Origin of the sequence: Phreatobacter cathodiphilus (genome assembly GCF_003008515.1) — a bacterium.
GTDB classification, from domain to species: Bacteria; Pseudomonadota; Alphaproteobacteria; order Rhizobiales; family Phreatobacteraceae; genus Phreatobacter; species Phreatobacter cathodiphilus.
In genome coordinates this window covers 4230046-4251695 of sequence record NZ_CP027668.1, presented here as the reverse complement: position 1 = coordinate 4251695, position 21650 = coordinate 4230046, and the positions used below count along the sequence as shown (strand labels likewise).

The window sequence follows — 21650 nt, the reverse complement described above, 5'->3', positions numbered from 1 at the left end:
GCGGCAACGCCACGGGGCGTCAGCCCCGACCGATGGACGCGGCATATGCGTGAACGGCTCCTCATCCTCGGCCTGACGGCGGCTCTCGCGTCCGCAGGCGCCTTCGGCGCCCTCGCGCAATCCTCTCCCACCACGGATTCTCCGCGCACCGAGGTCCCCGCCCCCGCCCCGTCCCCGGCCGTGCCGGCCGCGGTGCCGCAGGACGCGCCGGCCGTCCCCGCGCCTTCGGTCGCCGCCCCGGCTCCCGCCGCGCCGGCCACCCTGCCCCACGACCTCTCCCCCTGGGGCATGTTCATGGCGGCCGACATGGTGGTGAAGGCGGTGATGGTGGGCCTCGCCTTCGCCTCCGTCGTGACCTGGACGATCTGGCTGGTGAAGGCGCTGGAGCTCTTCGCCGCGCGCCGGCGGGCGCGGTTCGCCATGCGCCTGCTGCGCGAGGCCGCCGATCTCGCCAGCGCCGCGGCCATGGTCGGTGCCCATCGCACCCGGCGCGGGCCGGTGGCCGACCTGGTGCGCGCCGCGCTCGAGGAAGACGCCCGCTCCGCCGATCTTCCGGCCGAGGGCATCAAGGAGCGCGTGGCCGTCGCGCTGTCGCGCATCGAGGCCCGCGCCGGTCGCGAAGCGGCGCTGGGCACGGGCCTGCTCGCCACGATCGGCTCGACCGCCCCCTTCGTCGGCCTGTTCGGCACGGTCTGGGGAATCATGAATTCCTTCATCGGCATCAGCCAGGCGAAGACCACCAATCTCGCCGTCGTCGCCCCGGGCATCGCCGAGGCGCTGCTCGCCACCGCCATCGGCCTCGTCGCCGCCATTCCCGCCGTCATCATCTACAACGTCTTCGCCCGCTCGATCGCCGGCTACCGGGCGCTGCTGTCGGACGCTTCGGCCGAGGTGCTGCGGCACGTCTCGCGCGATCTCGACCGCCGCGCCCTCGCCCGGGGCGCGTCCCTGCCGGTGGCGCTGCGCGCCGTGTCCGGCGCCCATGCCCAGGCGACGCACTGATGGGCGTGTCGCTGAAGGACCCGCAGGACGGCGACCTCGCCGAGGTCTCCGACATCAACGTCACGCCGTTCATCGACGTGATCCTGGTGCTTCTGATCATCTTCATGGTGGCGGCACCGCTGTCGACGGTCGACGTGGCGGTGGATTTGCCGGTCTCCAACGCGGCGGTGCAGCCGCGGCCTGAAAAGCCGGTCTTCCTGACGGTGAAGCCCGACCTCACTCTGGCGCTCGGCAATGACGACGTGCCGCGCGAGGCGCTGCAGGCGCGCCTCGATGCCGAGACCCGCGGCGACCGCGAGCAGCGGATCTTCCTGCGCGCCGACGGGGCGGTCGCCTATCGCGAGCTGATGGCGGTGATGAACCTGCTGCGCCAGGCCGGCTACCTCAAGATCGCGCTGGTCGGCCTCGAGGATACCGGCCAGGCGGCGGCCGGCCCGGCCCGATGAGCACGTCGCCGCCAGCCGGGCGGGTCCCGGCCCGCGGGGCCTGGGCCGCCGGCCTGCGCTGGGGCATCGCCGGCACGGCCGTCGCCGCCGCCCATGGCGCGGCCCTGTGGGTGGCTTTCGGCGCCGCCCCCTCCCCCGCGCCGGGAGATCCGCCGCCGGCGGTGATGATCGACCTCGCTCCCATGGCGGTCGCCCCCGCGGCACAGCCCCAGGACGTGGCTCCCGGACCGCAGATGGTGGAGGCACAGGCGAGCCCGCAGCCGGTGCCGGAGGAGGTGCCGCCGGAGGAAAAGCCGCCCGAATCGGAGACGGAGCCGGAGCCGTCCGAGATCCCCCTGCCCGACATGCCGCCGCCGCCGCGCGCCGAACTGTTCCTGCCGCCGAAGGTGGAGCGCCCGCCGCCGCAGACCGAGCGGCCGCCGCCGCGCCGGGCGGAGCGGCCGCGGCCGCGCCGTCCGGAGCCGCCGCGCCGGACGCGCCCCAACGATCGCCAGGCGCCGCGCACCACCGCGCCGCCGGCCGCGGAGGCACAGCGCGCCGACAGCGCGGCCGCCCCCGCCGCAGGCGCGTCCTCGGCGCCCAGCGCCTCCCCCGCCACCTGGCGCGGGGCGCTGAACGCCCATCTCAACCGGTTCAAGCGGTTCCCGGCCGGCGCGGCCGGGGGAACGGCGCAGGTGGTGTTCACCATCGACCGGGCGGGCCGCGTCCTCGCCGCACGCCTCACCGGCTCCTCGGGCGACGCCGCCATCGACGCCGAGGCGGTGGCGATGATCCGCCGCGCCAGTCCGGTTCCCGCCCCGCCGCCGTCCATCGGAGGCGGCGGAAACGTCACCCTCGCCGTGCCGATCCGCTTCAACAGGTGAGGCGAACCGCGCGGGGATCGCCGGACAAAACGCGCCGGAATGTGCGGGAAGAGCTGATGCCTCCAGCACAACCGGGGCGGGTCAGGAAGCCAGGTCTAGCGCGGCTGAGCGTTGTCGCGCATGACTCCTGCTCGATCTTCCACGATCCTGCCATCTTGCAGCGTCACCACACGATCCGCCAGATCGAGGATGCGCGGGTCATGGGTGACCATGACGGTCGTGGTGCGGCGGGCCTGGCCGAGGTCCTTGAACAGTTGCACGGTTGCGAGGCCGCTGACCTTGTCGAGCGCCGCAGTCGGCTCGTCGGCGAAGATGATGTCGGGGTTCGAAACGAGAGCCCTTGCGATGGCCACCCGCTGTTTCTGGCCGCCCGAGAGGTTTGCCGGAAGATAGTCCAGCCGTTCCCCGAGCCCAAGAAGCGCCAGAATATGATCCGCGGCGGCGGCGTGCCTTTTGCCATCGCCTCGGCCGTGGACCTGCAGGCCCATCACAACGTTCTGGCGCGCCGTCAGACTGTCGTGGAGGTTGTGGGCCTGAAAGATGAAGCCCAGGCGCCGACGCATGACGATCCGTGTGGTCTCATCCGCGTCGAACAGGTCCTGATCCAGCAATCGGATGCTTCCGGCGTGCACCTCTCGCAGGCACCCCATCAGTGTGAGCAGAGTGGTCTTCCCCGAGCCGGACGGTCCCATGAGGACGGTCAGCGATCCGCGTGCGACCTCGAGGTTGATATCGAACAGGGCCTGCTTCCGCGCGTCGCCCTCGCCGAAGAAGTGGTCGAGACCCCTGACGGTGATGGCTGCTTCGGTCATGAAGGCCTCAGAACAGGTCGGCAGGTTCGGCGGCCGCAAGCTTGCGCATGGCAAGGGCGCCGGACAAGGCGCAGGCAAGGATCGTCCCGATAAAGACGGCAACAGCGCGCTCGGGGGTCATGAAGATCGGTATGTTCGTCAGGTAGGCCAGCGACTGGTAGAACAATTGTGAAAACGCAAGACCTGGCCAGAAGCCGATTGCCGCCAGGATGATCGCCTCTTCCAGGATGACGCCAACGAAAAAGCCGTGACGAAACCCCATGGCCTTGAATGTCGCGTATTCGCGGATGTGATCAGCAACATCGGCCGACAGCACCTGATAGGCGATCACAATGCCGACGACGACCCCGATGGCCACGCCGAAGGCGAAGATCAGGCCGGTCGGGCGTTGGGTCATCTGGTAGCGGATCTCCTGTTGCGTTGCCTGGGTGACGGTCCGGATCCGGACCGTGTCGGGCGGGTAGAGTTGCGCCAGTTCGGCGGCAACCTTGCGGGGATCGGCGCCGGGGGCCAGAGACAGAAGGATGTGGCTGGGCGTCGCGGAGCTGCGCCGGGGAAACAGGTGGAAGAAGGTCTGGTCCGACACAAGGAACACGCCATCGCCGCCGAAGCCGCCGCCAATCGATACGGTTCCGATGGCGCCGAGCTGCCGGTTCTGCATTTCGAACGGCACCTGCGCCTCGGGCTGCGCCGCGGCGAAGCCGCGCATGTCGACAAATCGGGTTCGTGTATCGACCAGCGCGGTGTCCGAGAGGGACAGGCTTATGAGAGGCGCGGCGAGCGCGTCGTCGAAGAAGGGCCCGGCATCAGGCACAAGCCCGATGAACTGGATCGACGAGGATGAATTCTGGCCCGATATCCAGGTCAGGCGACCCAGATAGATGGGCGTGCCGCCGGTCACGTCCGGGTGTACCCGTGCCTGGAACAGTCTTTGACGCGGGAGAGTCGCCGCATCGGACAACGTCTCCGAAGCTGCGGGCGACATGATCAGAAGTGTCGGCTGGAACAGCCGGTAGGGGATGGCCACCGATTCCCCCATCGATCCGGCCAGGCCGAGCTGCACGAAGACAAGGACGTTGGCGAAGGCCACGCCGGCCAAAGCGGCCAGGAGCCGGCCTGGATTGTGCGTGAGCTGCAGGTATCCGATCGGCAACCGGCCGAGGATGCGGGTGAGCACGGCCGTCATCGTCCGGCTCCGCCGGCAGGCACGTCGGCTGCAACGGCGATCCGGGCCACGACCTCAAGGTTGACGTAGCGCGCAGCCCTCGCGCTCGACGCTTCGTCCAGCGCGACCGTGACGAGCAGCACACGCGCATCCGTATTCGCCGCCGGATCATCCTCCGTGACGCTTTGCCGCCCGACGAGCGTGCTGATGCGCGAGACCTTTCCGGTCAGCGGATCCCTGCCGAGCACACCGGAGACGAGCGATACATTCTGTCCGAGTGCGACCCGTGGCAGCATGACCTGGAAGACCTCCAGTTCCGCCTCCATCCGTGCCGTGTCGCCCATCTTCAGAAGCCCCCCGGTGGGGGGACGCTCCCCCGCCCGCGCGGACACCTTGAGTATGGTGCCATTCTGAGGCGCGAGCACCCGGGCACGGTCGAGATCGCTTCGCGCCTGGTCAACGGCCGCCTGCGCTGCGGCGAGATTGGCTTCGGCCACGGCGACGTCCACCTGCAAACCGTCCGGTCCGGGCTGATACCGCATCAGCGCCGCTTGCAATCGGTCGAGATCGGCACGAGCGGTGTCGGCGGCCCGATTGGCAGCCTCGAGGGCCGCCTGCGTCGAGACCCCCCTGTCCGACAGGGTGCGCATCCGCGCCAGTTCCCGCTCGGCGGCCGCCAGCGTCGCCTCCGCGCCACGCAGCTGTGCGCGAAGCTCGGCCTCCGTCCCCGCGGCCTGGACCTACGCCTGAGCGAGCCCGGCGCGCCTGATTGCAAGCGTGCTTTCGGCGCTGGTCAGAGCGGATTGGTAGAGCGCCAGACTATCGAGCTCGGCCAGCACAGCGCCCTTGGTGACAACATCCCCCTCGGCGACGAGCATCCGGTCGATGCGCGCATCGCCGGCCCCCTGCGGCGGCGCTACGGAGACGGTTCCGCCGGAGGGTTGGAGCCGCCCCAGGGAGACGACGTCGCCCGTCGCCATGGCGGCGACGCGCTCCGCGGAAGGCACCCGGCCGGCCGGAAGCGCGATCGGTCGCCGAGCACCGGCGCCGGGCTCGAGGGAGGTCCATGCGAAGATCGCACGCAAGGCCGGGCCCTGGAAATACAGCCCGATGACGCCGCCCATCAGGAGGATCAGGAGCACGACCAGGGCCTTCAGTGGCCAACCCGGTCGCCCGCGGACTGATCTGTTCGGCGAAGACCGATCCTTGCCGTTGTCGACGAGCGGCAAGCCCCCGGACGCGGCTGCCTTTCCCGCGTTTGGTTCGTGTGATGTCATCTTGCGAGCGCTTGCAGCTCTTGCTGGCTCAACACGCCATTGCGATCTGTGTCGACCCGGCTGAAGGCCATGCGATAGTTGCCGGACTGAACGACCTGTGCAGCTCGGCCCAGGTTGTCCCGCGCGTTCAGCTGCAGAAATTTAACAAACTCGTCGAACGTGAGCATCCCATCGCGATTAGCGTCGGCTTCGGCAAAATTGTTGGCCATTTTCTGCCTGTCGGCGCCGGGTCCTGTCTGGGCCAGGGCGCCGGACAGCGGCGCGACCAGGATGGCAGCCAGAGTCAGTACTTTCAGAGGTTTCCGTTTCATCGATGTGACCCACTTGTTCAGGTTCGACGGCGACAGGACCAGCGCACAACAATCTGTTCCCGTTCTCATACAATCTCATGGACGATCCGAGCGTGGCACGGCTCTGTCGCTTCCGGTCAGCATCGGTACAAGTTCGTGCTGGAAGCTGCCCAACGCGTGCCGTCCATGATCGGCAGGTTGACTGCGAAACGAGGTCAGCGAGGGCCGACGCGGTTGACCGGGCCGCCGCGATTGCCCGGAACTCCCGGTGCGACGCCGACCCCTGGCGCCCCGCGGTCGACACAGCCCACGGGGAATCCTGGCCGCGTGCAATAGATCACCCTGGCGCGTGCAGCCGGTCGTGCGACACAGCCGACGGGAACTCCCGGACTCGTGCAATAGATCACCCGGGCGCGTGCAGCCGGACGGGCGACACAACCGACGGGCACACCGGGACCCGTGCAGTAAATGACGGCCTGAGCCTGCGCATGCGGTGCAGACGTCAAGGCTGCTCCGATCAGCGTAACGGCACCAAGGAGCGCCGATGAAAGAGACATGCGACACATAGTTGCTTCTCCTGAAGCTGGCGAAAAACGTTGTGTCTAAAGCTAGGCGGGTTCTGAATGACCTTTATTTCCCGGGTGTTACGGAATTTGGACAACATGTGACACGGCGTTACGAGAGCTGGCGTCTGTCATAGTTTGAAACAACTTCGCATTGCCCATGCGTTCGGAACCATGACAGGGTCACGTCCATGAACGGGAAGCCTGACAGAGTGGTCGTTGTCGACGACGACGCCGAACTGCGCGCGCTGCTACGCCGGTTCCTGACCGAACATGGCTTCGAGACCCGCACCGTGGACGGCGGCGGGGCTCTTGACAGGGAGCTTTCGCGAAACCCGACGGACGCGATCGTGCTGGATCTCATGATGTCGGGGGAAGACGGGCTGGCGATTTGCAAACGCCTCAGGGCGTCGGGAGATATGACGCCGATCATCATGCTGACGGCACGAGGCGATCCGATCGACCGCATTGTCGGTCTCGAAGCCGGCGCCGACGACTACTTGCCGAAACCCTTCGAACCGCGCGAACTGGTTGCACGTCTCTCGGCGGTGCTGCGGCGCGCGCGCGGCATGAACGATATCTCTCCGGAAGACAGCGTCACTGTTGGTCCGCTCCAGATCAATCTCTCGACCCGAGCGGTGACTCGCGATGGCGCGCCGCTGAAGCTGTCCAGCCGTGAGTTCGCCCTGCTGGCCGCGCTGGTGCGCAGCCGGGGACGCCCGCTCAGCCGGGCGCAGCTGATCGACCGTGCGCTGGGCCGGGACGCCGAGGTCACGGATCGCGCGGTGGACGTGCAGATCACGCGACTGCGGCGTGCCATCGGCGACCGGGCGGATGACGCCGAACTGATCAAGACCGTCTGGGGCGTGGGCTACGTTCTGGTGTCGAACGGTGCTTGACTCGCTGTTCAAACAGAACATCGCGGTTCTTGCCGCCGCGATCCTCGGTGCGCTGCTGGTGTCGCTCGTGCTGATCGCCGGCCTCGTTCTGCGTCCCCAGATCGAAAGGACTGCCGCGGACACGGCACGTGTGATCCGCAGTCTGGAGCACTCCTTCCGACAGATGGACCCTTCCCAAAGAGCTCACCTCGCCGAAGCCCTGCGCGCCGACGAAGCGCCTGATGTTCTGGTCGGCGAAACCGCACCTGACGATGCAGACATGCAGCGAAACTGGTTTTCGCGCTACTTCCTGCACATCCTGTCGGACCAGCACGGCATCCCGGCATCCGGCGTTGTTGTCGATACCGACGGGCGGGTCTGGGTCCGCATTGCCACGGCTGACCGCCCCTACTGGCTCTCGCTGAGGACATTGCCTGCAACTGATCCGGTGACCGGACTCTTGATTGCGTCCGGGATCGCCTTGCTCGCCGCTCTTGCCGGCGGCATCGCACTTCAACGACGGATTGCCCAGCCACTGAGGCGCCTTGAGAGAGCGGTCGGCTTGATGTCCAGTCCGTCCGACGCCTATGACAACACGATCCAGCATCCACGGGAGATCGCGACCGTATCCCGGGCTCTGCAGGACATGTCGGAGCGGTTGCGCGCGGCCGAGGCCGACCGGGCCCTGATGCTGGCCGGCGTCAGTCACGACCTTCGGACGCCCCTGACGAAGCTGCGCCTGTCCCTCGCGATGCTGAAGAACGCGGATGCCGACCTCATCGAAGGGGCCGAGCGCAATGTGATCCGGATCGAGAGCCTGCTCGGCCAGTTCCTCGACTTCGCTCGTGGGTTCGAGACCGAAGAAGCGCGGGCGGTTCCGCTGCGGGCGCTCTTGCGGCAGGCGATCGAGGCACGCAACCGGTGCGAGGCCATCGCGCTCGATGCGCCGGCAGACGGTCTGGTCTGGGTGAAAGAGGCAGCCGTTCTCAGGGCCGTCGAGAACCTTCTGGCGAACGCGCTCAAGTATGGAACGGCCCCCATCGCAGTCAGCGCCCGAGTTCACGGCGGGCAGCTCTCGATCGACGTGCAGGATTCGGGGCACGGCCTCTCCCCCGACAAGGCAAGGGACCTGCTGCGCCCGTTTGCGCGAGGGGACTCCGCGCGGGCCGGCGAGGGCACGGGGCTGGGCCTCGCCATCGTCGATCAGGTGGCGAAGGCCCATGGCGGGGTCGTGGAATTCGATCAGGCCGCCGAGACCTTCACGGTCCGCCTGCGAATTCCGCAAACGAAGCCGGCGTGAGCAAGGTTTTGGGCGGCCCGTGTTCGCAGCGCTCCCAAAGTGTTCATTGGCCTGGGAACGTCTTTCCCTTTCGCTTGAGGATAAGACAGTTCCGAGCATTCGCTCGTAACCGGAAACACCCGACGCACTCGCATCGGGTGGGCGGCCACAGGCGAGTGTCCGTTGGTGGATCAAGTGCTGATGTCCGCTTTGCAGGCGCAAGGCTGAACTGCGTCGTTTCGCGTTTGAGGACCGAAGAGCCCTCGGGAATGGCTGCTTTCCCCGCGTTCCCCCGTCCGCTCAGAACTGCTTGGCGAGGCGGGGATCGAGGGCGTCGCGCAGGCCGTCGCCGAGAAGATTCACGGCGAGGACGGTGATCGACAGGAAGATGGCCGGGATCAGCACGATGTAGAACTTCACCTGCCAGAGCGCCCGGCCCTCGGCCATGATGTTCCCCCAGGAGGGAATGATGGGCGGGGTGCCGGCACCGATGAAGGAGAGGATCGCCTCGGTGATCATGGCGGAGGCGCAGATATAGGTCGCCTGGACGATGATGGGGGCGAGCGTGTTCGGCAGGATGTGCTTGAGGATGATCATCGGCGTGCGGGTGCCGGCCGCCACGCCGGCATCGACATAGGGCTGTTCGCGCAGGGACAGCACCACGCCGCGCACCAGGCGGGCGACGCGCGGCACCTCGGCGATGGTAATGGCGAGGATGACGTTGCCGACCGAGCCGCGGGTCAGCGCCATCAGCGCCACGGCGAGCAGGATGGAGGGGATCGACATGATGCCGTCCATGACGCGCATGATGACGGCGTCCGCCGCGCGGATGAAGCCGGCGACGAGGCCGACCATAAGGCCGAGGACGGAGGCGAGGATCGCCACCGAGAAGCCGACCACCAGCGAGACGCGGGCGCCGTCTCAGAGGATCATCTCCGACCGTTGACCCGGCATGACTGGAGCGACATCCCCGAGATACAGCCGAATGTCGGGTGCCGACACGACCGTGGCGAAATCGTCATAGGCTCGGACCTGTCCGCCGGAAACGAACAGGAACCGGTCACAGATCTCGTTCAGGATGTCGAGCTGGAACGGTGCCGTCGGGTGCAGGCAGACGAAGACAAGGTGCCCCTCGTCTTTGAGGCGGCGGAAGAAGTCCAGCATGAAGCCGATATAGCCGTCCTGCGTGTTGAACTGCGGCTCGTCGAAGAGGTGCACGAGCGGATAGGCGCTGCGGGCGCGCTCCTGCAGGAAGGCCGGGCGGGTGCGGCGAAACCGGCGCACCTGATAGGACTGGTGATAGTGGATGGCGAGCCGGTCGCGCTCGCGTGGCCTCACCTGATGAATGTCCTGGCCGGCGATGAGGACGCGGCCGACGCTGGGTGCGTTGGAGCCGGCGATCATCTCGAACAGCGTCGTCTTGCCCGCGCCGTTCGGCCCCATGACGCCGACGATCTCGGGGCCGTCGAAACGCCTGTCGACACTCAGGGTGAAGCTCGCCTCGCGGGCGAGAAGGCCACGATATTCCTTGGCGAGCCCGTCGAGGGCGAGGATGGGAGCACTCATTGCAGGCCTCCGAGCAGGCTTTGCTTCAGGGCGTGATCCGCCGCGAGCTCCCTGGCGTCGCCCTGCCAGACGACATGGCCCCGCGACAGGATGACAGCCCGATCGGCGACCGAAAGGGCGACGTCGGCATTCTGCTCCACAACCACCGAGGCGATGCCCTCGGCCTTCAGCCGGCGGATCACGGCCATCACGTCGGAGACGATCTTCGGGGCGAGGCCCTGGCTCGGCTCGTCGAAGAGGACAAGGCCGGGAGAGCCGAGAAGCGCGCGACCGATGGCGACCATCTGCATCTCGCCGCCGGATAGGGTCTCCGCATCGCGCGCCATCAGGTATTTCAGGGCCGTGAAGACCTCGGTCACCTCGGCGACCGACCAACTGCGGTAGGCCGTCGCCTTCGTTCCCAGGGCAAGGTTCTTGGCGACAGTGAGGGTGGGACAGAGCCGTCTGTCGTCGGGCACCCAGCCCACTCCGGCGCGCGCGATGTCGTGCGTCTCCCAGGTGGTGATGACCTTGTCCCGGAAGCGGATTTCCCCGCGCCGCGGCCTCGTGAGACCGAGTACCGAGCGGATCAGTGTTGTCTTGCCAGCGCCATTGGCGCCGAGCAGGGCGAGGACCTCGCCTGCACCAACCGAGAGCGAAACGCCGAAGAGGGCCTGCGTTTCGCCGTGGAAGGTGTCGATGCCGCGGACCTCCAGCATCACGCGGCCTCCCCGAGTTTCGACGCCTTGACCCATGGATTGGCCATCAGGGCCTGAGGTGTGCCCCGTGCGATGACCTGTCCCCAGTGGATCACCGAGATCTCGTCCGCCAGCGAGAACAGGAATTCCATGTCGTGCTCGATGATGACCATGGTGACGTCGCCCTTGAGCGCACGGATGAGATCGGCGAGGCGCGCGCGGCCATCGCTTCCGAGCCCGGCCGTCGGTTCGTCGAGGAAGAGGAGTTTGGGCCGGGAGGCGAGCGCGACCGCGATCTCCAGCGCTCGCCGCGCGCCGTAGGGCAGAGACTTCGCGGGATCGGCCGCGCGCCTGTGGAGTCCGACGCGCTCCAGGATCGCCATCGCCTCATCGACGACGCGCCGGTCGCCGTAGGCCTGGCCGACCGGATCCGTAAAGCGTCGGCGGGTTTCCGGCAGGGCGACCGCGACATTCTCGAAGACGGTGAACTCGTCGAACAGGTTCATGAGCTGGAACGACCGGGCGATACCCCGGCGCGCAATCAGGTGGGGCTTCAGCCCGGTGATGTCCTCTCCATCGAAGATGACCTGGCCGCGGTCGGGCCGGTAGCGGCCCGTCAGGACGTTGAAGCAGGTCGTCTTGCCGGCACCGTTCGGGCCCATGATGCCGGACAGGCGCCCCTTGTCGAAGGCGAGCGAGATGTTCTCCAGAACGACGCGGTCGCCGAAGCGCAGGTGCAGGTTGCGGGCCTCGAACAACGGCATGGCTCAGGCTCCCTTCGCATCCGACGCGGGAACGGGCGCCGGCGCGGGCGGTTCTTTTCGGCGCAGGCTCTCGAGGAAGCCGGCGATGCCGTCCGGGCGGAACATCACCAGAATGACGAAGAGAAGCCCGAACCAGAGCATCCAGCTCGTCGTCCAGGCGCCGATCAGGTCGCGCGCGAGCAGAAAGACGACGACACCGATGACCGGCCCCCAGTAGGAGACGAGACCCCCGCCGACCAGCGTCATCATCACGATGTAGCCGGAGTAATGGAGGCTCATCACATCGGGAAAGGCCGATCGCTGGGCCATGGCGAAAAGGCCGCCGGCAAGGCCCGATAACGCTGCGGAGATCACGATCGTCGCAAACTTCGCGGCCCAGACATCGTAACCGACAAAGCGCGCGCGTTCCTCGTTCTGCTTGATGGCCTTCACCACGCGTCCGAACGGCGAGTGGACCAGCCGCCAGAGTCCGAGCGAGACGGCGACGAAGACAGCGAAGACCGCATAGTACAGGGCGACGTTGCTCTCGGTGGAAAAGGCCGCGACTCCGATGTCCATCGGCAGACGGGCGATCTTGAGGAGGCCGTCCTCGCCGCCGGTGATGGCATGGGCCTTCATGGCGATGAACCAGAAGACCTGGCCGAAGGCGATGGTCATCAGCGAGAAATAGATGCCGCGGCGATGGGAGATGAACAGCGCCACCACTGCCCCGGCGAGCGCAGCCGCCAGCAACGCCGCCAGCAGGCACACCCACAGGTTCGCGGCGATGTTGAACTGGGCGAGGCCGAAGGCATAGGCGCCGATCCCGAAGAAGGCGCCGTGCCCGAAGGACGGCAGCCCCGCATGGCCGAGGACGAGGTTGAAGGCCAGGGCATAGGTCGCCCAGATCAGGATCTCGACGCCGAGATACTGGTAAAGCCCGACCTTCTCGATCCACAGGGGGAGGCTCGCCAGCAGCGCCCAGGTGATCAGCATGGTGGGGGTGAAGGTCTGGACTGTGGTCTGGGGGGGAGTCGCGGTCATGTCAGGCCTCCAGCGCGCTCTTCTTGCCGAACAGGCCGCGGGCGCGGAACGTGACGACCGCAATCAGCAGCAGGTACATCGACAGCAGCGACCATTCCGACGCGTAGGCGCCTGACAGTCCGACGACCATCCCGACGAGCAGGCCCGCCAGAACGGCGCCCCAGAAGGAGCCGACGCCGCCGAGAACGATGACCAGGAAGGCCGGCACCACCGCATCCACGCCCATATGCGGCCGGATGCCCCAGATGGGCGCCATGATCACACCTGCGAGCGCCGCCAGCATGGTGCCGAAGATGAAGACGCCTGTGCGCAATCGGCCGATGTCGATGCCCAGCGCCTGGACGATCTCGGTGTCGTGCGCTCCGGCCTTCACCATGGCGCCGAAGCGAGTTCGCTCGACAATGAGCCAGACAGCCGCGATGGCCGCCACCGCGAAGGCCGCCGCCCAGAACCGGTAGCGCGACCAGATGAGGTCGAGGAAGAAGAAGCCACCCGACAGGTCTCGCGGGACCGGAAGCGTGTAGTCCCGCGTTCCCCAGACGGTGCGGATCAAGTCCTCCAGCACCATCGCGATGCCGAAGGTCAGCAGCAGCCCATAGAGCGGGTCCTTGCCGTAGGTCCTGCGCATCAGGCGCTCGATCAGCGCCCCAAAGGGGGCGACGAGGATGGGGGCGAGGACGACCGCGGCCAGGTAGCGCCAGCCGAGTGGAACCGCGGCCCAGGCCTGGAGCATGTCCGGCGGGATCGGCAGGCGCGGGGTGGCGATCGCATAGGCGAAATAGGCGCCGAGCGCGAAGAGCGAACCATGGGCGAGGTTGATCTGCTCCATGAGGCCCAGGATCAGCATGAAGCCGAGCGCGATCAGAGCGAACAGGAGACCCAGCGTCAGCCCGTTCACCAGATGCGGCATGAGATTGAGGATCATCGGCGAAGCCCGTCTGCGGCAGGTAGGCGCGGACGGCGCTGCCGCCGCCCGCGGGGATGTCGAGGATGGCGGCCGGTTACATCTCGTAGCTGGGCAGTTGCTCGAAGGGCATGAGCTTGCACTTGCCGGGAGCCGCATCGTCCAGCGCATTCTGTGGCTGGGTCTGGCTCAGGATCTCATAGAGATCGGTCGGGTCTGACGGCTTGGTGTTGCGCTTGGCGAGATAGATGGTCTGCTGGACCTGATGGGTGACCGGGTCGATATAGGCATCGAAGTGCTGCATCCGGTCGGCCGCGCTCATCTTGTGCCCTTCGAGGGCCCTGATGACCTTGGCGTTGTTGGTGGACCCGGCCCGCTCGACGGCCCGCAGCAACTCGCGCGTCGCCATGTAGCCGTTGTAGGAGACGTTGCCCGGCACCGGGATCGGTGAGCGCGGGAACGCAGCCTTCCAGCGGCGCACGAAGTCCTCGACCCCCGGCAGCGCCAGCTTGTGGTACCAGGTGGTGCCGAAGACGCCGAACAGGCTGTCCGGCGCGCCCCAGATGTCCGGCCAATCCTGCTGGTTGTTGATCCAGGCCGTCCGCTCCTCGAGCCTGAGGTCGGTGATCTGCTGGCGCAACGCCTTGATGTCGTCGCCGCCGATCGCGGTTGCGACCACGTCGGGGCGGATCTGCTGAACCTTGAGCAGGTAGGACGTGAAGTCTCGCGTGTTCTGAGGAACCAGGAGATTGTCGACGATCTGACCGCCGGCGGCCTCGACGAGCGCCTTGGTCGAGGCCGACGTCGTATGGCCCCAGACATAGTCGTTGGTCAGCAGCAGCCACTTCTTGCCGATGCGCTCGACGGCGTTCTTCACCGCGGCCTTGGAGAAGTTCGTGCCGTTGCCGTCCCAGACGAACTTGACCCGCGAGCAGTTCTCTCCCGCCTCGCTTGGCGCCGAGGAATTGGTGTTCATGTAGATCGTGCCGGTCTTGGCGGCGACCTGGGTGATGGCGTTGGCGACGCCCGAATGCACCGCACCGAGCAGGAAGGCGCATTGCTCCTGCGCGATGAACCGCTCGGCGACGCGAGTCGCAGTCGCGGGGTTGGTCTCGGTGTCGGCGGTGATCCACTCGATCTTCCGGCCGAGAACACCGCCCCTGGCGTTGAACTCGTCGATGGCCATGCGCATGCCGAGCAGGTCGTCCTGGCCGCTGTTGCCGTATTGGCCGGACGCGTCACAGGTCAGGCCGAGCTTGATGGGCTTGGCGCCCTGAGCCCAGACGCGATTGTGCGTCCAAGGGCCGAAGTAGCTTGCCGTGCCGCTCAGGGCAGCGGCCATGAGGCTGCCCTTCATCACACCACGCCGCGAAATGCGCTCTCTGCTCATCGTCTCCTCCCTGAGACCCGGGCGATTTTCGCCCTTGTTGGAAATAGAATGAACATTCCATTTGACATTGTAAAGCGGAATAGTTGATCCATTGAATGGAACGCACCACGGTGCGGCAACCTTGGCCCTCGACCTGATTCTTCAGGGAGCCTTCTGGAATGACCGATCTATCGCCGGCCCCTGCGAGCTACGACGAGTTGCGCAGCCTGATCGCGCAGCGTCATCGGGCGCTGCCGGGCCGCCTTCGTCAGATCGCCGAGTTCGTCCTCGATCACCCGACCGAGGTGGCCCTCGGGACGGTTGCAGAAGTTGCCGAACGGACGGGCGTCCAGCCCTCCGCCATCGTCCGCTTTGCCCATGCCATCGGCTTCACCGGCTTCAGCGACATGCAGCAGGTGTTCCGCTCGCGCCTGATTGCCGGTGTCGCACCGAGCTACAAGTCGCGTCTCGCGAAGATGAAGGCCGACGAGAAATCCGCCCTCGCGCGCCGGCCCGTTGCCGTTCTGAACCGCTTCGTCAACGAGGCCCATGCAGCCCTCGACACGCTGCGCGAGGCGATCTCCGAGCCTGACATCGAGGCATCCATCGCCATTCTGTCCAAGGCGCGGGACATCTATCTGCTCGGCCTCGGCGGATCCTATCCCGTCGTCGCGCATCTCGCCTATGTGCTGCGCAAGCTGGGACGGCGCGTGGTCGTGCTCGACGGGATCGGCGGGAGCATCGGCGAGCAGTCCCACGCGGCCACCCGCGAAGACGCGCTGATCGCCGTGTCCTTCCGCAACTACTATCCGGACACGGCGCGGTTGTTTCCGGAACTGGTCGCACGCGGCGTGCCGGCCATCGCCATCACCGACAGCCTGCTCGGACCGATCACCGAGGGCGCCTCCGTCGTGTTCGAGATCCACGACATGCCGGAGCCGGCCCTGCGAACCCTCGTCGCGCCCATGTGCCTCGTGCAGGCGATCGCGGTTGGTCTCAGCCTCGCCGACGAATGACCCTCTCGTCGAAGGATACACCGATGGCACCTGATCCTGAACGATCCCTGGCCGGGAAGACCGCGCTGGTCACCGGCGCCGGCCGCGGTCTGGGGCGGGCCTTCGCCGAGCGCCTCGCCAGGCTGGGCGCCAACGTTGCGATCCACGGCATGCGCGAAGAGGGGCCCGCCGAGTACGGCGAGGGAACGACCCTTACGGCCGTGGCGCAGGAGGTGGCCGCCCATCATGGTGTTCGCACCCTGCGCCTTCTAGGCGACCTCACCCGGAGTGACGATATCGACCGGGTCGTCGGCGAGTCCGAGGCCATGCTTGGACCGATCGACATCCTTGTCCACAACGCCGGTGGCGACATCGCCGCGGGGGGTGGCAAACCCGACCCGAACGACGCGGTCGGAATCAAGGTCGAGGATGTCCGGGCGGTCATCGACCGGAACCTGATCTCCACCATCCTCGTCTGCCAGGCTGTCGCGCGGGGGATGATGACGCGCCGCACGGGCCGCATCGTGACCATCGGCTCGGTCGCCGCCTTCAAGGGCCGCACCAACGGGGCGATCTACGCGACCGCCAAGGCCGGCGTCACCCACTACACCCGCTGCCTCGCCGACCAGCTTCGCGCCTACGACATCACCGTCAACTGCATCGCCCCTGGCGACACCCGCACCGGCCGCTTCCTCGGCACGCGATCGGTCGATCCGGGGCGCCTCGCCGATGGCGGAACCCTCGACCGGATCGCGACCATCGACGAGGTCGCGCGCCTCATCGAGGTCTTCGCAGGACCTCTCGGTGCCTTCGTGTCCGGCCAAGTCCTGCGCGTCGATGGGGGTAGCCAGGCCTGGCCGGCGTGACCACGCACACGGTGCGCCCGGCTCCGGCAGGCACGACGCGGCTCTGCCCTGTTGGCTCACCGACGAGCACACAATCCTTCAGGGCAAGAAGGGCTCTTGAGGCATGGATCAAGGGCGTGGCGACGCCCAGCTGCGCGTGGACGGCATATGGACAGCAAACCATTCCGGCGCAGGCCGGATGCCGCGTACGAGCCGCATAACGCCTTGAGATGATTGGTGCCGCCTATAGGATTCGAACCTACGACCCCCTCATTACGAATGAGGTGCTCTACCAGCTGAGCTAAGGCGGCAATCGGGCTGGCTTTTAGCCGCGGGTGGGGCGTTTGGCAACAGGCAAGGCGCCTCAGCCCAAGAGTTTCAGGCGGGTGATGCGGCTCGGATTGCCCTCGGCGAGGAGAATGTCGCCGGTGGGCGTGCCGTAGAGGCCGTGGGCGCCGTTGAGCATGGGCCGGCAGCGGCCGATGCGGGTGCCGTCCGGGGCGATCTTGGTCAGGCTCGGCACCATGTCGGTGATGTAGGCGCAGCCCTCGGCGTCGCCCCAGATACCCACCGGCTGGTAGAAGTCGTGCCAGGTGTCGAGGTGCTGGCCCGCCCCGTCGAAGACCTGGACGCGGTTCCAGGTGCGGTCGATGACGACGACCCGGCCGTCGGCGAAGGTCCAGAGCGAGTGCGGCCAGACGAATTCGCCGTCCTGCGACCCCTGCCCGCCCCAGCTCTGCACGTGCTGGCCGTTGGGCGAGAAGCGGTGGACGAGCGCCGCGCCGTAGCCGTCGGAGACGTAGATGTCGCCCCAGGGGGCGACGGAGACGTCGGTCGGGTGGTTGAAGGGCGAGAAGGGCCGGCCGCGGACCCCGAGCTGGCCGACGCGCTCGCCGGAGCGCGTGAACCAGATGACCTCGTGCATGTCGCGGTCCACCGCGATGAGGTGGCCCGAGGGCGTCGCGGTGAGCATGTGCGAATCGGCGATGGCCTCGCCGCCCCAGCCGGCGATGTAGCGGCCCTCCGGATCGAGCTCGATCACCCGGGGATCGGCGGGATGGACCAGCGGGTCGTGGCGCAGCATGACGAAGACGTGGCCGCGCCCGTCCACCGTCACGTCGGTGACGAAGCCGGTGTTCTGCGGCCAGGAGCCGAAGGGCCGCTCGACGCGGTAGTGCCGGTCGCCGAGGGCGACGATGAGCTCATGGGGCATGGACGGTCCTCGGCGCGCGGGCTCAGCCCTGGAAGGGATGGGTCTTCGCCCAATGCTGCGCGATGTCGAGGCGCCTTGTCACCCACACCCCCTCGTGGGACTGCACGTAATCGAGGAACCGAGCGAGGCCCGCCGCCCGCGCCGGATGGCCGATGAGGCGCATGTGGAGGCCGACCGACATCATCTTCGGGTGGGTGCGGCCCTCGGCATAGAGCATGTCGAAGGCATCCCTGTGCCACTCGAAATAGTCCTGCGAGGTGGCGAAGAAGCCGGTGCCGAACTTGCCGTCGTTGTTGACGAGGGAATAGGGCACGACGAGATGCGGGTTGCCGTCGACCGTCGTCCAGTAGGGCAGCTCGTCGTCATAGGCGTCGGAATCGTAGAGGAAACCGCCCTCCTCGACCACCAGCCTCCGGGTGTTCACGCTCGGCCCGTAGCGGCAGTACCAGCCGAGCGGGCGCTCGCCGACGGTGGCCTTCAGGGAGGCGACGGCCTTCCTGATGTGCTCGCGCTCCTCGGCCTCGTCGAGCTCGTAATGCTTGATCCAGCGCCAGCCGTGGCAGCAGACGTCGAAGCCGGAGGCTTTGACCGCGGCGGCGGCCTCGGGGTTGCGCTCCAGCGCCAGCGCGCAGCCGAAGACGGTCATCGGCAGGCCGCGCTCCTGGAACAGGCGCATCAGACGCCAGAAGCCGACGCGGCTGCCATAGGCGAACATGCCCTCGCCGGCGAGATCGCGGCCTTTGACCGGCATGTTGAGGCTGCTCGATTCGGTCAGCGCCGTCTCGGTATAGCCCTCGCCGTCCTGCACCGAGGGCTCCGAGCCCTCCTCGTAGTTCATGACGAAGTTGATGGCGACGCGGGCACCGCCCGGCCATTGCGGGTTCGGCGGATTGGCGCCGTAGCCGATGAGGTCGCGGTCATAGGGCACGGTCATGGCGGGGCTCCGGCGGGTCAGGCGCTCATGCGGCGGGTGAGGCCGGTGAACCGGTCCATCACCACCATGAGGAAGAGGATGGCAACGATCAGCACGCCGGCAATGGCGGCGATGCGGACGTCGAGGGTCGATTCCATCATGCCCCACATGCGGATGGGCAGCATGGAGGTGCGCGCCGTCGAGAGGAAGAGCGAGACCGGCACGTTGTCCATGGAGGCGATGAAGGCGAGGAAGGCGCCCGCGGCGATGCCCGGTGCGATGAGCGGCAGGGTGATGCGGCGGAAGGAATAGAGGCGGCTGGCGCCGAGATTGGCGGAGGCCTCGAGCAGGGCGGGGTCGAGCTGGGTGAGGCTCGCCAGCGTCGTGCGGAAGACGAAGGGGGCGATGACGACGAGGTGGCCGGCGATGAGCAGGTTCAGCGAGGGCCGGATGCCGAGCACGGAGAAGAACATCAGGGCGGCGAGGCCATAGGAGAGGGTCGGCAGAACCAGGGGCGAGAGGAAGCTCGCCTCCAGCGCCCGCGCCGAGGGACGGCTGACGCGGGTGATGGCGAGGGCCGCGAGGACGGAGAGGACCGAGCCGATCGCGGTGGCCCAGCCGGCGACCCAGAGGCTGTTCAGCGCGGCGTTGTGGATGGGTGCCGAGCGGACGGGATCGAAGAGCTCGCCGTACCAGCGCAGCGACAGGCCCGGCGGCGGGAAGCGCAACGCTTGCGTCGTGGTGAAGGAGGTGGCGATGACGATGAGGACGGGGGCCACCAGGATGAGGATGGCGATGCCGGCGATGATCCCGACCGTCAGGTTGAAGGAGACGTCGGCCGGCGTGGAGCGCTGCGACATGGGCGGCCTCTAGCTGGTCTTCGCGAAGCGGCCGAGCCAGCTCAGCGCCATGATGCCGGAGAGCACCGTGAAGAGGAGGGTGAGGGAGGCCACCGCCGCGAAGGGCCAGTTGTAGACCACCATGGACTGCTGCCAGATGAGCGAGGGCAGGTAGACGAGCCTGGCCCCGCCGATCACCGACTGGGAGATGAAGGCGGTGGTGGCGGAAGCGAAGACCAGGGTGGCTCCGGCGATCCAGCCGGGAAGGGTCAAGGGCAGGATCACCCGGAAGAAGGTGCGCCACTTGGAGGCCCCGAGCGCTCGCGAGGCGTCGACCAGGTTCTGGTCCATCTGGTTCATGATGGTGAGCAGCGGCAGCAGCATGAGCGGCATTTCGATCTGCGTCAGGGCGATGACCAGGCCGAGCTCGGTCTGCAAGAGGTTGAGCGGCGTCGCGGTGAGGCCGAGCGCCATGAGCGTCTGGTTGACCACGCCCTCGCGGGCGAGGATGACGATCCAGGCGAAGGTGCGGATGACGACCGAGGTCAGCAACGGCATCAGGATGATGAAGATCAGCACCCGCTGCATCCGCGGCGACGCTGCCCGGAACACCAGCGCCAGCGGATAGGCGAGGATCGTCGTCGCCACCACGGCGAGGACGCCGAGCTTCAGCGTGTCGAAGATGACCTTGAGGTAGAAGGCGTCGGTGTAGAACTTGACCCAGCTGTCGAGGCCGAGGCGGGTCTGCTCGGCATCGGCATAGAAGCTGATGCCGAGCAGGATGAGGAAGGGCGCCGCGAAGAACACCGCATAGGTGAGGCCGAGCGGCGCCGCCAGGCGCCACTCGACGGTGTCACGGAGGGGCGAGGCGCCCGGTGCGGCTGCGGCTGCGGACACGGGGAGCGCGCCTTACTTCGTGATCTCCTTGTTGAAGCGCTCGATCCAGGCGGCGCGCTGCGGATTGATCTTGGTCCAGTCGTGGGTGACCATCTTGGAGAGGTCGTCGATGGACTTGACGTCGAGGGTGTCGACGAAGGTCACGTCCTTGTTGATCGGGATCATGTTGTAGGGGCTGCGCTGCAGCTGATTCTGCACCTCGGCGGAGATCGCCGTGTCGATGTACTTGTAGGCGTTGGCGACGTTCTCGGCGCCCTTCACGATGTGCAGCGTCGTCTGGAAGGTGATGGCGCCGGAAGCGGGCGTGGCGAAGGCGATGTCGACGCCGCGGCCCTTCAGGATCGCGACCGTGTTGGTGTTGGTGTACATGACGTCGATCTGGCCCTGCTGGAACAGGCCGGGCATGGCGGCGGGGGCAGCGACGGCGGCGGCCTTGGACACGGCCTTCTTCAGCTCGGCGAAGATCGGCTCCATATTGGTCTCGGAACCGCCGAAGGCCTTGCACATCTCGATGAGCGAGACGGTGCCGAAGGTGGTCTGGAATCCGGTGAGGCCGAGGCGCTCCACATAGGGCGCGGTGAAGAGGTCGGTCCAGGCCTTGGGCGGCGTCGGGAACTTCTTCGGATTGTAGGCGATGCCGACGACCTGGGCGTTGCAGGTGACGCCATGGGACTTGATCAGTCCGGCGGGAACCTTCGCGGCGTTGGTCAGCTTGGAGGCGTCGATCGGCTCGAAGAGGCCGGCGGCCTGGGCGGCGGCGGCCGGGCCGGGATCCAGCACGAAGCAGTCGAAGGGCGGCACGCCGCGGGCGGCGCGGACCTTGGCCACCTGGTCGACCGCGAAGAGCGAGTCGAAGGCGATGTCGACATTGGCGGCCTTCTTCAGCGCCGGGGCGACGACGGCGCGATAGGCCTCCTCCCAGGTGCCGGGATAGATGGCGGCGGTGACGCTGCCGGAGGCGCGGGCGGCGCCGGGCAGGAGCCCGGCGAGGCCGAGCGCGCCGGCGCCGGCCAGGATGTCGCGGCGGTTGAGCTTGGTCATGCGGGATACTCCTCGTGGGAACGGCCGGT

23 protein-coding genes, 1 tRNA gene and 1 pseudogene are annotated in these 21650 nt (G+C 67.4%); 7 read left to right on the top strand and 18 right to left on the bottom strand.

The window, feature by feature from the left end:
* The first annotated feature begins 45 nt into the window (after positions 1-45).
* From exbB to C6569_RS20445, 3 genes are read left to right on the top strand one after another with little or no spacing between them, the layout of a single operon-like run.
* The gene (gene exbB / locus C6569_RS20455) at positions 46-1002 is read left to right on the top strand and encodes a tonB-system energizer ExbB (protein WP_181313840.1); all 957 of its coding nucleotides are present in this window, start codon (positions 46-48) and stop codon (positions 1000-1002) included.
* On the top strand, positions 1002-1448 hold the full coding sequence (exbD, locus tag C6569_RS20450) for a TonB system transport protein ExbD (RefSeq protein WP_106750592.1): 447 nt from the start codon (positions 1002-1004) through the stop codon (positions 1446-1448). Before exbB ends, exbD begins: the two co-directional genes overlap by 1 nt.
* Positions 1445-2311, top strand: coding sequence for an energy transducer TonB (locus C6569_RS20445; RefSeq protein ID WP_106750591.1), 867 nt, complete (start codon positions 1445-1447; stop codon positions 2309-2311). The genes exbD and C6569_RS20445 overlap by 4 nt, the downstream gene beginning before the upstream one ends.
* Before the next feature lie 95 nt (positions 2312-2406).
* On the opposite strand, the gene C6569_RS20440 is transcribed toward C6569_RS20445, so the two are convergent.
* The 5 genes from C6569_RS20440 to C6569_RS20420 all read right to left on the bottom strand — a co-directional run bounded on the left by C6569_RS20440 (position 2407) and on the right by C6569_RS20420 (position 5945).
* On the bottom strand, positions 2407-3123 hold the full coding sequence (locus C6569_RS20440; protein ID WP_106750590.1) for an ATP-binding cassette domain-containing protein: 717 nt from the start codon (positions 3121-3123) through the stop codon (positions 2407-2409).
* A gap of 7 nt (positions 3124-3130) precedes the next feature.
* Entirely contained in the window at positions 3131-4309 is a 1179-nt protein-coding gene (locus C6569_RS20435; protein WP_106750589.1) for an FtsX-like permease family protein, read from the bottom strand.
* Positions 4306-4947, bottom strand: coding sequence for an HlyD family efflux transporter periplasmic adaptor subunit (locus C6569_RS20430; RefSeq protein WP_245898365.1), 642 nt, complete (start codon positions 4945-4947; stop codon positions 4306-4308). The genes C6569_RS20435 and C6569_RS20430 overlap by 4 nt, the downstream gene beginning before the upstream one ends.
* An 81-nt stretch (positions 4948-5028) precedes the next feature.
* Positions 5029-5430 (bottom strand): biotin/lipoyl-binding protein, encoded by a 402-nt coding sequence (locus C6569_RS20425; RefSeq protein ID WP_181313839.1) that lies wholly within the window; start codon positions 5428-5430, stop codon positions 5029-5031.
* A 131-nt stretch (positions 5431-5561) separates the two neighbouring features.
* Positions 5562-5945, bottom strand: coding sequence for an EF-hand domain-containing protein (locus C6569_RS20420; RefSeq protein ID WP_106750586.1), 384 nt, complete (start codon positions 5943-5945; stop codon positions 5562-5564).
* A gap of 685 nt (positions 5946-6630) precedes the next feature.
* Here C6569_RS20420 and C6569_RS20410 point away from each other — a divergent pair.
* Positions 6631-7317: a response regulator gene (locus tag C6569_RS20410; protein ID WP_245898178.1), complete on the top strand. Its 687-nt coding sequence runs from the start codon at positions 6631-6633 to the stop codon at positions 7315-7317.
* On the top strand, positions 7310-8596 hold the full coding sequence (locus C6569_RS20405; RefSeq protein ID WP_106750583.1) for an ATP-binding protein: 1287 nt from the start codon (positions 7310-7312) through the stop codon (positions 8594-8596). The genes C6569_RS20410 and C6569_RS20405 overlap by 8 nt, the downstream gene beginning before the upstream one ends.
* A 279-nt stretch (positions 8597-8875) precedes the next feature.
* On the opposite strand, the pseudogene C6569_RS20400 reads toward C6569_RS20405, so the two are convergent.
* The 7 genes and pseudogenes from C6569_RS20400 to C6569_RS20370 all read right to left on the bottom strand — a co-directional run.
* Positions 8876-9493, bottom strand: a pseudogene (locus C6569_RS20400) (ABC transporter permease); the annotation flags it as partial.
* A 3-nt stretch (positions 9494-9496) separates the two neighbouring features.
* Positions 9497-10141 (bottom strand): ATP-binding cassette domain-containing protein, encoded by a 645-nt coding sequence (locus C6569_RS22515; RefSeq protein WP_106750582.1) that lies wholly within the window; start codon positions 10139-10141, stop codon positions 9497-9499.
* On the bottom strand, positions 10138-10839 hold the full coding sequence (locus C6569_RS20390; RefSeq protein ID WP_181313838.1) for an ABC transporter ATP-binding protein: 702 nt from the start codon (positions 10837-10839) through the stop codon (positions 10138-10140). Before C6569_RS20390 ends, C6569_RS22515 begins: the two co-directional genes overlap by 4 nt.
* On the bottom strand, positions 10839-11582 hold the full coding sequence (locus tag C6569_RS20385; protein ID WP_106750580.1) for an ABC transporter ATP-binding protein: 744 nt from the start codon (positions 11580-11582) through the stop codon (positions 10839-10841). Before C6569_RS20385 ends, C6569_RS20390 begins: the two co-directional genes overlap by 1 nt.
* 3 nt (positions 11583-11585) lie before the next feature.
* Positions 11586-12605 carry a branched-chain amino acid ABC transporter permease gene (locus tag C6569_RS20380; RefSeq protein ID WP_106750579.1) on the bottom strand — a complete coding sequence of 340 codons (1020 nt, stop codon included), beginning with the start codon at positions 12603-12605 and terminating at the stop codon, positions 11586-11588.
* A 1-nt stretch (position 12606) separates the two neighbouring features.
* A complete protein-coding gene (locus C6569_RS20375) occupies positions 12607-13530 on the bottom strand; it encodes a branched-chain amino acid ABC transporter permease (RefSeq protein ID WP_245898177.1) in 924 nt (307 codons plus the stop codon).
* A gap of 76 nt (positions 13531-13606) precedes the next feature.
* Positions 13607-14851, bottom strand: a complete 1245-nt coding sequence (locus C6569_RS20370; RefSeq protein WP_106751168.1) for an ABC transporter substrate-binding protein — start codon at positions 14849-14851, stop codon at positions 13607-13609.
* A 206-nt stretch (positions 14852-15057) separates the two neighbouring features.
* Here C6569_RS20370 and C6569_RS20365 point away from each other — a divergent pair, with 206 nt between their 5' ends.
* Positions 15058-15894, top strand: a complete 837-nt coding sequence (locus tag C6569_RS20365) for a MurR/RpiR family transcriptional regulator (protein WP_106750578.1) — start codon at positions 15058-15060, stop codon at positions 15892-15894.
* A 23-nt stretch (positions 15895-15917) separates the two neighbouring features.
* Positions 15918-16739, top strand: coding sequence for an SDR family NAD(P)-dependent oxidoreductase (locus tag C6569_RS20360; RefSeq protein WP_106750577.1), 822 nt, complete (start codon positions 15918-15920; stop codon positions 16737-16739).
* 214 nt (positions 16740-16953) lie between these two features.
* On the opposite strand, the gene C6569_RS20355 is transcribed toward C6569_RS20360, so the two are convergent.
* The 6 genes from C6569_RS20355 to C6569_RS20330 all read right to left on the bottom strand — a co-directional run bounded on the left by C6569_RS20355 (position 16954) and on the right by C6569_RS20330 (position 21621).
* Positions 16954-17029, bottom strand: a tRNA-Thr gene (locus C6569_RS20355).
* Positions 17030-17082: 53 nt separating this feature from the next.
* Positions 17083-17931 (bottom strand): NHL repeat-containing protein, encoded by an 849-nt coding sequence (locus C6569_RS20350; RefSeq protein ID WP_106750576.1) that lies wholly within the window; start codon positions 17929-17931, stop codon positions 17083-17085.
* Positions 17932-17953: 22 nt separating this feature from the next.
* Complete coding sequence (locus tag C6569_RS20345; RefSeq protein WP_215905767.1) at positions 17954-18865, bottom strand: allantoinase PuuE; 912 nt, start codon at positions 18863-18865, stop codon at positions 17954-17956.
* Between the two features lie 17 nt (positions 18866-18882).
* A complete protein-coding gene (locus C6569_RS20340) occupies positions 18883-19704 on the bottom strand; it encodes an ABC transporter permease (protein ID WP_106750575.1) in 822 nt (273 codons plus the stop codon).
* A gap of 9 nt (positions 19705-19713) precedes the next feature.
* Positions 19714-20580 (bottom strand): ABC transporter permease, encoded by an 867-nt coding sequence (locus tag C6569_RS20335; protein WP_106750574.1) that lies wholly within the window; start codon positions 20578-20580, stop codon positions 19714-19716.
* 12 nt (positions 20581-20592) lie between these two features.
* The gene (locus tag C6569_RS20330) at positions 20593-21621 is read right to left on the bottom strand and encodes an extracellular solute-binding protein (RefSeq protein WP_106750573.1); all 1029 of its coding nucleotides are present in this window, start codon (positions 21619-21621) and stop codon (positions 20593-20595) included.
* Between the last annotated feature and the right edge of the window lie 29 nt (positions 21622-21650).

What these genes read in the sequence shown, in the direction of transcription:
- C6569_RS20330 (WP_106750573.1), bottom strand. Translation starts at nt 21,621, where the DNA reads ATGACCAAGCTCAACCGCCGCGACATCCTGGCCGGCGCCGGCGCGCTC.
- C6569_RS20345 (WP_215905767.1), bottom strand. Translation starts at nt 18,865, where the DNA reads ATGACCGTGCCCTATGACCGCGACCTCATCGGCTACGGCGCCAATCCG.
- C6569_RS20390 (WP_181313838.1), bottom strand. Translation starts at nt 10,839, where the DNA reads ATGCTGGAGGTCCGCGGCATCGACACCTTCCACGGCGAAACGCAGGCC.
- C6569_RS20445 (WP_106750591.1), top strand. Translation starts at nt 1,445, where the DNA reads ATGAGCACGTCGCCGCCAGCCGGGCGGGTCCCGGCCCGCGGGGCCTGG.
- C6569_RS20385 (WP_106750580.1), bottom strand. Translation starts at nt 11,582, where the DNA reads ATGCCGTTGTTCGAGGCCCGCAACCTGCACCTGCGCTTCGGCGACCGC.
- exbB (WP_181313840.1), top strand. Translation starts at nt 46, where the DNA reads ATGCGTGAACGGCTCCTCATCCTCGGCCTGACGGCGGCTCTCGCGTCC.
- C6569_RS20365 (WP_106750578.1), top strand. Translation starts at nt 15,058, where the DNA reads ATGACCGATCTATCGCCGGCCCCTGCGAGCTACGACGAGTTGCGCAGC.
- C6569_RS20360 (WP_106750577.1), top strand. Translation starts at nt 15,918, where the DNA reads ATGGCACCTGATCCTGAACGATCCCTGGCCGGGAAGACCGCGCTGGTC.
- C6569_RS20380 (WP_106750579.1), bottom strand. Translation starts at nt 12,605, where the DNA reads ATGACCGCGACTCCCCCCCAGACCACAGTCCAGACCTTCACCCCCACC.
- C6569_RS20350 (WP_106750576.1), bottom strand. Translation starts at nt 17,931, where the DNA reads ATGCCCCATGAGCTCATCGTCGCCCTCGGCGACCGGCACTACCGCGTC.
- C6569_RS20435 (WP_106750589.1), bottom strand. Translation starts at nt 4,309, where the DNA reads ATGACGGCCGTGCTCACCCGCATCCTCGGCCGGTTGCCGATCGGATAC.
- C6569_RS20440 (WP_106750590.1), bottom strand. Translation starts at nt 3,123, where the DNA reads ATGACCGAAGCAGCCATCACCGTCAGGGGTCTCGACCACTTCTTCGGC.
- C6569_RS20340 (WP_106750575.1), bottom strand. Translation starts at nt 19,704, where the DNA reads ATGTCGCAGCGCTCCACGCCGGCCGACGTCTCCTTCAACCTGACGGTC.
- C6569_RS22515 (WP_106750582.1), bottom strand. Translation starts at nt 10,141, where the DNA reads ATGAGTGCTCCCATCCTCGCCCTCGACGGGCTCGCCAAGGAATATCGT.
- C6569_RS20370 (WP_106751168.1), bottom strand. Translation starts at nt 14,851, where the DNA reads ATGGCCGCTGCCCTGAGCGGCACGGCAAGCTACTTCGGCCCTTGGACG.
- exbD (WP_106750592.1), top strand. Translation starts at nt 1,002, where the DNA reads ATGGGCGTGTCGCTGAAGGACCCGCAGGACGGCGACCTCGCCGAGGTC.
- C6569_RS20420 (WP_106750586.1), bottom strand. Translation starts at nt 5,945, where the DNA reads ATGAGAACGGGAACAGATTGTTGTGCGCTGGTCCTGTCGCCGTCGAAC.
- C6569_RS20375 (WP_245898177.1), bottom strand. Translation starts at nt 13,530, where the DNA reads ATGATCCTCAATCTCATGCCGCATCTGGTGAACGGGCTGACGCTGGGT.